A 720-nucleotide genomic window follows, 5' to 3' on the forward strand; every position below is an offset into this window, starting at 1 on the left:
ACTTGGAAGACTTCGATATCGGTGACACAGATGACCTGCCCTCAGATGAAGAAAAGGATAAGGGCGCTTAATCTAAGCGTCTGCTGATGATTTTGTAGGGTGATCGGGCAAGGTTCGAGATAGATTTCAAAAGTGTTATCTTTTTCACGCTTTTTATTATTAAAGGACTTGCATGACAAAAATGCTCTCCCTATAATACGCCCTCACTCGATCTGAGGGCGTAACTCTCTGTAAATAATCGGGTTTTAAGAGGGGTGTTATTACTTCTCTCTTGTATGATCAAGTAAAAAATCACACCAGATTAAGCGGGAATAGCTCAGCTGGTAGAGCACAACCTTGCCAAGGTTGGGGTCGCGAGTTCGAATCTCGTTTCCCGCTCCAATTTATCTTTATTACCTATCGATCATTAAATTCGGCTCATTCTTCAGTCGAGACCTTCTTTATGGTCTAAACTTATTGCTATTTAGTACATTATGAATATCTGCGCGCCTAGCTTGGCTTGGCTTTTCGTAGAGCATTTGCATGATAAGATTTTAGCGGTGAATTTGCTGCTTTCCTGGAGGGTAAGATGTCGGGTGTTTTGGCTTCGGTCGATCAAAGAACCAAGCTGGTAGGTGAAAATCGCTTAGAGTTGCTTATGTTTAAGCTTAGCGGTCATCAGACCTTTGCAATCAATGTATTTAAGGTTCAAGAGGTTCTGAATTTACCAAACCTAACTGC

At 41.7% G+C, this 720-nt stretch carries 1 tRNA gene and 1 pseudogene; both read left to right on the forward strand.

Going from position 1 to position 720, the window contains the following annotated elements:
• Positions 1–305 precede the first annotated feature (305 nt).
• Positions 306–381, forward strand: a tRNA-Gly gene (locus A3766_RS06950).
• A 187-nt stretch (positions 382–568) separates the two neighbouring features.
• Positions 569–720 (forward strand): annotated as a pseudogene (locus tag A3766_RS29460) (chemotaxis protein CheV); the annotation flags it as partial.

Source organism: Oleiphilus sp. HI0132, assembly GCF_001635845.1.